Source organism: Elstera sp. (assembly GCF_044372965.1).
GTDB lineage: Bacteria > Pseudomonadota > Alphaproteobacteria > Elsterales > Elsteraceae > Elstera.
On the sequence record NZ_JBILQX010000150.1, the window covers coordinates 1 to 8,797 of the forward strand.

The following is an 8,797-nucleotide window of genomic DNA, read 5'->3' on the forward strand; positions in this document are numbered from 1 at the left end:
CGGCGTTCAGCAGCGAGGCGGTGATATAGGAGCCCAGCCCCGGCCAAGCGAAGACGGTTTCGGTCAGCACCGAGCCTTCCAGCAAATGGGCGTAGGAGAGCGCGATCACGGTAATCAGCGGCACGGCAATATTGCCCAAAGCATGCCGCCAGACGACGCGCCGCTCGGACAGGCCCTTGACCCGCGCTGTCGTGATATATTCTTGGCGCAACTGCTCCACCATAAAGCTGCGCGTCATGCGGCTGATATAGGCCATTGAATTATAGCCCAGCACGGCGCTCGGCAGCACCAGATGACTAAAGGCATTGCCGACGACTTCCCATTCCCCGGCCAGCATCGCATCGATCATCAAGACACCCGTTACCGGATCCACCAGATCGTCGAAGGCAACATCGAGCCGCCCCGGCCCGCTGACCCAATCGAGCTTCGCGTAGAAGACCAAAAGCCCCATCAGCCCAAGCCAGAACACCGGCGCGGAATAGCCCAAGAGCCCAACGAAGCGGGCGACTTGATCGATCCATTTCCCCTGATGCACCGCCGCTTGAATCCCCAAGGGCACGCCGAAGCAAACGCCGATCAAGGTGCCGAAGGTCGCAAGTTCCAAAGTTGCCGGGAAATAGCGCAGAACATCTTCGGCAATCGGGCGCGAGGTGAGCACCGAACGGCCAAACTCGCCCTGCAGCGCGTTCTTCACGTAAATCCAGAATTGGGCAAACAGGGACTGGTCGAGCCCCATCGCCTTATAGGCGGCTTGATAGACTTCCTCGGTCGCCCGGTCGCCAACGACGGCGAGCACCGGATCGATGGGCATGACCCGACCGATGAAAAACGTCACCACCAGCAACCCCAAGAGGGTTAGCACAATAGCGAACGACAACCTCAGTACCGCCGCACCGCCCCGGCGCAGCGACCCTGAGGATAGGGAAAGGGAAGACATTCGGTCTAAAGTTCCATCCGAAAATGGTTTCTATCCCACCCCCCGGAAAGGGGGGCAGGACAGAACCAAACCCGCGTAAAAGGCTTACGTCGTGAAAGACTTACTTCGTGATCTGGGAGTACAGGTTCACGTCGAAGGACGGGCCGATGATGAAGCCCTTCACGTTCGCCGGATGGGCGGCCACTTCGATTTGCTGGAACATCACCACGAAGGGCGAGGTGGCTTGATGGTCTTTTTGGAGCGCAAGATAGGTCGCGGCACGCTTGGCCGGATCACGCTCTTCCACCGCCGCCAGGGTCTTTTTCGACATTTCCGGAATGTCCCAAGTATTGCGCCAAGCAAGCGTTTTCGACTTGGTGGTATCGGAATTATCGAGGTTGATGGCGAAGGTTTCCGCATTCGTGTGCGGATCTTGGTAATCGGGGCCCCAATCGCCGATGTAGATATCGTGGTTACGCGCACGATATTTCGTCAGCGTTTGCTTGCCATCGCCGGGGATCAACTCCAGCTTCACGCCTGCCTTGGCCCAAGACGCCTGCACGGCCTGCGCCACATCGGCATAGGGGGAGACGTTACGCACGTCCATCGTGATGCTGAAACCATCGGGATAGCCCGCTTTGGTCAGCAGTTCCTTAGCTTTGGCCAGATCGAAGCTATAGGGCGTATCGTTCAGCGCCCCCAGGAAGCCCTTGGGCAGGAAGGCCTGATGGGTCGTGCGGGTGCCCTTCAGAATATTCTCTTCGATCGACTTGTAATCGACGAGCATTTTGAGGGCTTGGCGCACTTCCGGCTTCGCCAGCGCGGCGTTCTTCTGGTTCATCCCCAGATACATCAGCGAGCCTTTAACGCCCGTATCGAGAACGATGGACTTATTAGCGGCAAGGCCAATGATCTGATCTTTTTCAAGGTTACGCGCGTAATCCACGTCGCCCTTTTCCAGCATCAGGCGCTGGGTTGCGGCTTCGCCGATGTGGCGGACAACGACGCGCTTGTTCTTCGGCTTACCGGCCCAATAGGCCTCGTTGGCATCGAGCGTGTAGCTTTCCTTGGCCTTCCACGAGCGCAGAACATAGGCCCCAGAGGCGGCGGAATTGGTTTTTAGGAATTCATTGCCGAAATCGCCGTTCACTTCCTTCGACTTCACCAGCTTCGAATCGACAACCGAAGCAACGGTTGCGGTCAAGCAATAGTAGAAGAAGCTCGGGGCCACCGGCTTTTCAACGCGGATCAGCAGCGTTTCGGCATCCGGCGCGCGGATACGGTCGGCCATATTATCCTTGGTAAAACCGAACTGGGTGAGAATGAAGCCGGGGGACTTGTTCAACGCAATCGCGCGGTGCAGCGAATAGGCGGCATCAGTCGCCGTTACCGGATTGCCGGAATGGAACTTCATGCCTTTGCGGATTTTGAACGTATAGGTCAGCCCGTCTTCCGCAACCGCCCAGCTTTCGGCAACTTGGCCTTTGATAATCGACACGTCTTTAAAATCGTAAGACAGCAGCCGGTCGTAGATATTCCCAACGGCTTCCGAGCCCGAGAACTCGAAGCTTTCCGCCGGATCGAGCGAGATAATATCGTCGATCTGTTTGGCCATCACCACCGTATCTTTCGGCGTGGCAGCACTCGCCCCGGTCAGGGCCCCCGTCATGACGACGGCGAAAGAAAGCCCGGCCAGCATGGTCCCGGACAGAATTTTAGTCGACAGCTTCATGGTCCAAACTACCCCCTGTTGAAGAGTATGCCGTCGAACCCATGCCTGCGGTTCTCTGCCGCAGTGCACGTGGGCTGCAAGTCTTCCTCTTTCTGCAACCCCGGTCCGACCAATTGACATGTTAGGGTTTAGTCTTTGACCTCGCGGTCAAGTCTGTCAATAGGCCGAACAGGGGTGGGGGCGTCTTAGCGCTGAGTATGCAGATTATGCATCGACAAGAAGGTCTTGCGGGTGCTCCACATGTTTCAAAATTTGCTCGCGCAGTTTGGCAAGCACGCGGTTTTCAAGCTGGCGAACCCGCTCTTTTGACACACCGAGGCTTTGGCCGAGCTTTTCCAAAGTCACGGGCTCGTCGCCTAAGCGCCGCTCGCAAATGATTTGGCGTTCGCGCGGGCTGAGGCTATCGAGCGCCTCTTTCAGCCATTTGGAGCGGGTTTCGGCATCGCGCAGCCCGATAACGATTTCTTCCGGCGACGGTCCGGTATCGGGCAGGAAGGACTGGGCGTCGTCCTCGCTCGCCTCCGAAATCGGCGCGTTCAGCGATTGGTCCGCCCCGGAGAGCCGCTGTTCCATCGTGCGCACATCGGCTTTCGACACCCCAAGCGTCTCGGCGATTTTGTCGCGGCCCGCCTCATCCAAGGGGCCGCCGGAGGCTTCTTCGATCTTGGCCCGCAGGCGGCGCAGATTGAAGAAAAGCGATTTTTGCGGCGCGGTCGTGCCGGTGCGGACGATGGACCAGTTGCGCAGGACGAAATCTTGCATCGCCGCCTTAATCCACCAAGTCGCATAAGTCGAAAACCGCACGTCGCGGTCGGCATCGAAGCGCGCCGCCGCCTGCATCAGCCCGACATTGCCTTCCTGAACCAGATCGCCCGAGGGAAGCCCGTAGAGCCGAAACCGCCCGGCCATGGCGATAACAAGGCGGCCATAGGCGCGCACGAGCGCATGAAGGGCTTTTTCATCCCCCTGATCGCGCCAGCGCCGCGCCAGTTCAAATTCTTGCTCGCGCGCCAGCAGCGGCACATTCATCGAGGTGCGGATATAGCCAATATTGGCGCGTTGCGTATCGATATCATCGGTATGGGTCATGGCGCGGTTCCTTATCGCAGCCTCACACCCTGTTTACGCAGGCGCAAAAGGCCCGGATCATCGCGCCGCCAGATTTTTGATTAAGACCTGCATCCATTTAATACAATTTTTTGTATTCTGGGGGTTAGCGAGGCGAAATCCTCCGGCAGCCTGAAACAGTCAGCACAAAGGCAGGATCCATGCACTCCAAGACACGGGGTATCACCATCCGGCAACGGATTCTGGGCGCCTTCGCCCTCCTGCTGGTGATCACGTTGGCCCAGGGGCTGTTTGCTATCACGCAGTTGCGCGCGGTGAATGGGGCCGCCAATGAAATCGAAACGCGCTGGCTCCCCGCCGTCGAGCAAGCGGGGATGCTGGCGGCCCGTATCGGTAACTTTCGGATCGCCGAGGGCTTATTTATCCTTTCCGCCGATGAAACCCAGCGCGACGACCGGGCCTTTGAAATGGATACGCCGCGCCGCGCCCTAGCGGATGTGCGCAAAACTTTTAACGAACGGGATTTTGGTCCGACCATCACGGCGCTACTGCCGCAGTTCGATGCCCAGTGGAAAGCCTACCTTGATTTGAACCAACAAATCGTCGCCCTTGCTGAAGCCAACAAACCCCAAGTCGCCGCCGATCTTTTCTACACAAAATCGAAAATCGCTTTCGACGGGCTCACGGACACGCTGCAAAAGATCGTTACCGCCGCCAATGCGGCCGGGGCCGAGGCCAGCGCCACGGGCAACCGGCTATACGACCGCGCTTGGTGGGCGATTGTCGGCGCACTCAGCCTGTGTACGCTGCTCGTTGCCATTTTCGGCATTGGCCTCGTGCGCTCCATTTCTCAACCAATTTTGCGCCTCGCTGAGGCGATGCGCGGCCTTGCGGCGGGCGATCTGGCGCGCACGGTGCCGGAAACCGGGCGCGGCGACGAAATCGGCGAAATGGCGGCCTCGGTGGTCGTGTTCCGCGAAGCCGGGCAGCAGAAGCAGGCGCTCGAAGCCGTTCAAGCCGCCGAAGATGCCGCGCGCCAGAACCGTCAGGCCGCAATCGAACAGGCGATCCAGGGGTTCGATCAAACCAGCACCGCGTCGACGCGCCTGCTCGCGACCGTTGCGGGCGATGTCACCCGGTCGGCGGAAGATCTGGCCCAGGCCGCACAATCGAACCTAGCGCGCGCCACAACGGTCGCCAGCGCGTCCGAGCAGGCGGCGGGGAATGTGCAAACCGTCGCTGCCGCCGCCGAGGAACTGTCGGCCTCGGTCGAGGAAATCGGACGCCAAGTCGAACATTCCGCCCGGATTTCCGACGAAGCCGTGACCCAAGCCGACGCCACCGCCGAAACCGTGCGGGCCTTGGCAGATTCCGCCGGGCGCATCGGCGATGTGGTCAAACTCATTCAAGATATTGCCGCCCAAACCAATCTACTCGCGCTGAATGCGACGATTGAAGCCGCGCGGGCGGGGGAGGCGGGCCGTGGCTTTGCCGTCGTCGCCAGCGAAGTGAAAAACCTCGCCAATCAAACGGCGCAGGCCACCGAAGATATCTCCCGGCAAATCCAGGCGGTGCAGCAGGCAACCGATGGCGCGGTGGGGGCCATTCTCGGCATCAACGACATTATTCGCCAGGTCGGTGCGATCAGCACCGATGTTGCCGCCGCCGTGCGCCAGCAAGGGGCCGCCACCCAGGAAATCGCCCGCAATGTGGTGGAAGCCGAACGGGGCACGGCCGAAGTGTCCGGCACCATTCACGCCATTCGCGAGGACGCCGCCCATAACAGCGATCTCGCCGCGCGCCTGCTAACCACGGCCACCACGCTGTCGGGCCAGGGCGACCGGTTGAAGGGGGAGATTGAGGCTTTCTTTAAAACCGTCCGGAGCGCCTAACGCACCGCAAAAACCACCGTTAGCGCCGCGCCGACGCCGATGACAAAGAGGCGCACAATTTTGGCCGGCAGCTTGCGGGCAATCGATCCGCCCAGCCACCCGCCGATCATGGCGGTCACGGTGATGGCAAGGCAGTGCGGCCAACTCACCAGCCCCCCGGCGATGAACATCACCAGGGCAACAAGCTGAATCACCATCGCCAGAAGGTTTTTGAGCGCGGTGAGAACGTGATGATCCTCGCCCTCGGTAATGGCGAGCCCGGCCAGCATCACAATGCCCATGCCCGCCCCGAAGAAACCGCCATAGGTGGCGACGAAAAACTGGAACACCCGGCCCCAAATCCGGTTTGGCCGCGTCGCCGGATCGGCCTGCTCGCGGGCGCGGATTTTTCGGGTCCAGGCTTGAATCCTTGGCCCCAAGGTAAACAGCAACGTGGCAAAGCCCAGGAACCAGGGCACCAAGGCGCGGAACTGCTGATTATCGACCAGCAATACCAGCGCCGCCCCCAGTAAACCGCCCGCAAGACTCACCAGAATAAGGCCGATAAAACGCGGCCCGTGTTTGCGGATTTCCCGATGATAGGCGAGCGCGCCGGTGATATTGCCCGGCGTAATCGCAACGGAACTCGTGGCATTGGCGATAATCGGCGGAACGCCCGTGGCAATCAGCGCCGAGAAGGTAAAAAAGGTGCCGCCGCCCGCAATGGCATTCACCACCCCGGCGGTTAGTCCCGCCATCGCCAGCAGCGCAATTTGGGCTAGGCTCAACGCATCCATCGCGCATATCTCCCCGAAGTCATCGCGGATGAGCCTAGCGAGACTTTAACGCTGCCGTGAAGTGCGCTTCGCGCATCGCTCGTTTCCAGAGCCGCGCTTAGGCGTCGCTCGACAAACTGCCCAAAACCTGCCCATCGGGGGCGAGCGCCACGGCCAGCAGCGGGCCACCGCGCCCACAGCCGCCATCAAGGGTGAGGGTATAGGGCGTTTCGACAAGACCGGGGGCAGCGCGATCATACCCGCGCACCACCCTGGCGAAACCATCATAGGCGCGCTCAGCGGCGACCAGCCGATTGAAGCCCTTGGCGTCCCACCAAAAGGCATCCTTTTGCTCGCTCACGGCTTTGTCGGGATCAAGACCGGCGTGAACGATCAAAACGGCTTTAGGATCAGTCAGCCCGGCGCGCTTGACCGCCGTCATCAGTTGGCTATGGCCGGGGCGGGCGGTTTGCGCGGCGCGGAGCGCGGTCGTCCAGCGCCCCAGCGCAACCGCCCCCGCGCGGGCCGACGCCATGCCGTCGGCCACCGATCCGCCATAGGCGGCGAGCGTCGCCCCCGCGCCTTGGGCGACCAGCCAATCCAGAACCTCGCGCGGGTTGGGGGCAAAATGCAGTTGGAGCAGCTTGGTCCACATCTCCTCCTGCGTGCCGCGCAGATAGGCGATATCGTCCAAAATCGCGCTGGGACGGCCCAAAAACCAGCGGCGGAAGGCCAAAAGCTCGTTCATCGTGCCGAGAATATCGCCGCCGAGCCCCAGGAAATTCCCCGTATAGACGATACGGTCGGCGACGCGCAGTTGCGGCGCAAGCTGGGCATGCAAACGCCCCAAACGCCCCGCATCGCCGTGAATCGCGGCGACTATCCAGAGCGTTCCTGGACCCTTTAACCGGGCAAACCGTTCAGAATCAACCATTGTCCGTTGATCTAGGGCTGTTCGCGCGCAAGGGTCAAGCCCAGACGAAAAACCCCCGAGACCGCTTACGCCGTCTCGGGGGCTTGTCACACGTGGGTCACGGGCCGAAACCCGCAACCGGTTAACCGTGGTTACGCGGCCTGAAGGAGCAGTTCGAGCTTCTTGGTCGCTTCGTCTTCGTCAATCCGTTCCACGGCCGCAAGCTCGCGAACCAAACGGTCCATCGCGGCCTGATAGATCTGCCGTTCGCTGTAGGATTGCTCGGCAATGCCGGTGGTGCGGTGCAGATCGCGCAGCACTTCGGCAATGGCCGACGGATCGCCCGAATTGATCTTGGCTTCATATTCCTGGGCCCGGCGGCTCCACATCGTCCGGCGCACGCGCGCGCGGCCCTGAAGCTTCGCCAAAGCCGATTGCATTTCTTCTTCCGACGACAGGCGGCGCAGACCGGATGTGCGAGCTTTCGTAACCGGCAGGCGCAGCGTCATGCGGTCTTTTTCGAACGAAATGACAATCACCTTCAGCTCATGCCCGGCAATCGTTTGCGTTTCGGTCGTCAAAACCTGCCCAACGCCGTGGGTTGGATACACCACGAACTCACCCGTCCGAAAGTCAAACCCTTCCTGTGCCATGTCCCATCACCCCATCGAGCCAAAAGCTCGCTTGCCGAGAAAAACCGCCGCCAGACAGGCAGCCCTTCCCGTGAGAAAAACGAACAAGGAGCTGGCCCAACCCGGCCGCCGTCCTTGTGGTCGCTGGCTGAAATCGCACAAAATGAGCGCCCAGAAGGCAATGCCTTCCGGTAGGCTAAATCTCATATGCCCGAAAACTGAGCGGATCATACCACTCCTTGTCATTTAAGTGTAGCCGATTCGCGCTAAGGGTAGGGTTTTTCGAAACCTGATTCTTTCCCGAATATGGCCTGACCCCTAGTGTTTAGGCGGGGGCGCATAACACACATGCAGGCGGTGAAAGGCTAATCAGCCGCTGCTTATTTTCGCCTCAAAAGCCTGAAGCGCGCAAAAAGGTCAGAATTCCCCCGGCAACAAATTGATGAAGTGAGTCGCGATTTTGGCCGGGCGCATCGCGGCAAATAATCTCATCGCCCGGCTCGTCCGCCGCAATCAAGGCTTCCGCGCCGGGCTTGCAGGTGGCGAGAAAACTAAAATGGGTCGCGCCCTTCGGGGCAAGCTCGGCCCGGACGGGCGGGGGGAGATGCGCGCGCAGATAGCCGGTTTCCTCGGCGGGCGGCAGTTCGGGGTTCGGTTGATCGGCGGGCACCAGGAGCACGGGCCGCGCAATAGCAGCCAGGCTTTCCGGGGAAAAGGCATTGGCGAGACCGATATCGAGGGAAACCACCGCCCCCACGCGCGGATCGCGGTAATCGGCAGAAAGAAGCGCTTGGGCCTCCGGCGTGTCGGGCAGTTGATAGGCTTTTGCGACCGTGCAGGCGGCGAAATGGGGCTTGTCGCGGCAATGGGCAGCAAGTCGGGCCGGATC

Annotated in this window: 8 protein-coding genes; 1 reads left to right on the forward strand and 7 read right to left on the reverse strand. The window is 60.6% G+C overall.

Annotated elements, in window-relative coordinates; all coding sequences use genetic code 11:
- The 3 genes from ACIQ36_RS15540 to ACIQ36_RS15550 all read right to left on the reverse strand — a co-directional run.
- Positions 1–937 (reverse strand): ABC transporter permease (locus ACIQ36_RS15540; protein ID WP_395830950.1); only part of this gene is annotated, 937 nt, incomplete at its 3' end.
- Between the two features lie 100 nt (positions 938–1,037).
- Entirely contained in the window at positions 1,038–2,648 is a 1,611-nt protein-coding gene (locus ACIQ36_RS15545; RefSeq protein ID WP_395830952.1) for an ABC transporter substrate-binding protein, read from the reverse strand.
- A gap of 204 nt (positions 2,649–2,852) precedes the next feature.
- Entirely contained in the window at positions 2,853–3,737 is an 885-nt protein-coding gene (locus ACIQ36_RS15550) for an RNA polymerase factor sigma-32 (RefSeq protein ID WP_395830954.1), read from the reverse strand.
- 179 nt (positions 3,738–3,916) lie between these two features.
- Here ACIQ36_RS15550 and ACIQ36_RS15555 point away from each other — a divergent pair, with 179 nt between their 5' ends.
- Positions 3,917–5,608, forward strand: coding sequence for a methyl-accepting chemotaxis protein (locus ACIQ36_RS15555; protein ID WP_395830956.1), 1,692 nt, complete (start codon positions 3,917–3,919; stop codon positions 5,606–5,608).
- Here ACIQ36_RS15555 and ACIQ36_RS15560 read toward each other — a convergent pair.
- The 4 genes from ACIQ36_RS15560 to ACIQ36_RS15575 all read right to left on the reverse strand — a co-directional run.
- Positions 5,605–6,384 carry a sulfite exporter TauE/SafE family protein gene (locus ACIQ36_RS15560; RefSeq protein WP_395830958.1) on the reverse strand — a complete coding sequence of 260 codons (780 nt, stop codon included), beginning with the start codon at positions 6,382–6,384 and terminating at the stop codon, positions 5,605–5,607. The two genes, ACIQ36_RS15555 and ACIQ36_RS15560, sit on opposite strands and share 4 nt — an antisense overlap.
- 97 nt (positions 6,385–6,481) lie before the next feature.
- Positions 6,482–7,297, reverse strand: coding sequence for a hypothetical protein (locus ACIQ36_RS15565; protein WP_395830960.1), 816 nt, complete (start codon positions 7,295–7,297; stop codon positions 6,482–6,484).
- 131 nt (positions 7,298–7,428) lie between these two features.
- A complete protein-coding gene (locus ACIQ36_RS15570; protein WP_395830962.1) occupies positions 7,429–7,929 on the reverse strand; it encodes a CarD family transcriptional regulator in 501 nt (166 codons plus the stop codon).
- Positions 7,930–8,299: 370 nt separating this feature from the next.
- Positions 8,300–8,797 (reverse strand): alpha/beta hydrolase family protein (locus tag ACIQ36_RS15575; protein WP_395830964.1); only part of this gene is annotated, 498 nt, incomplete at its 5' end.

Excerpts from the sequence above, each read along its gene's own strand:
- ACIQ36_RS15565 (WP_395830960.1), bottom strand. The coding sequence starts at position 7,297 with ATGGTTGATTCTGAACGGTTTGCCCGGTTAAAGGGTCCAGGAACGCTC.
- ACIQ36_RS15550 (WP_395830954.1), bottom strand. The coding sequence starts at position 3,737 with ATGACCCATACCGATGATATCGATACGCAACGCGCCAATATTGGCTAT.
- ACIQ36_RS15570 (WP_395830962.1), bottom strand. The coding sequence starts at position 7,929 with ATGGCACAGGAAGGGTTTGACTTTCGGACGGGTGAGTTCGTGGTGTAT.
- ACIQ36_RS15555 (WP_395830956.1), top strand. The coding sequence starts at position 3,917 with ATGCACTCCAAGACACGGGGTATCACCATCCGGCAACGGATTCTGGGC.
- ACIQ36_RS15560 (WP_395830958.1), bottom strand. The coding sequence starts at position 6,384 with ATGGATGCGTTGAGCCTAGCCCAAATTGCGCTGCTGGCGATGGCGGGA.
- ACIQ36_RS15545 (WP_395830952.1), bottom strand. The coding sequence starts at position 2,648 with ATGAAGCTGTCGACTAAAATTCTGTCCGGGACCATGCTGGCCGGGCTT.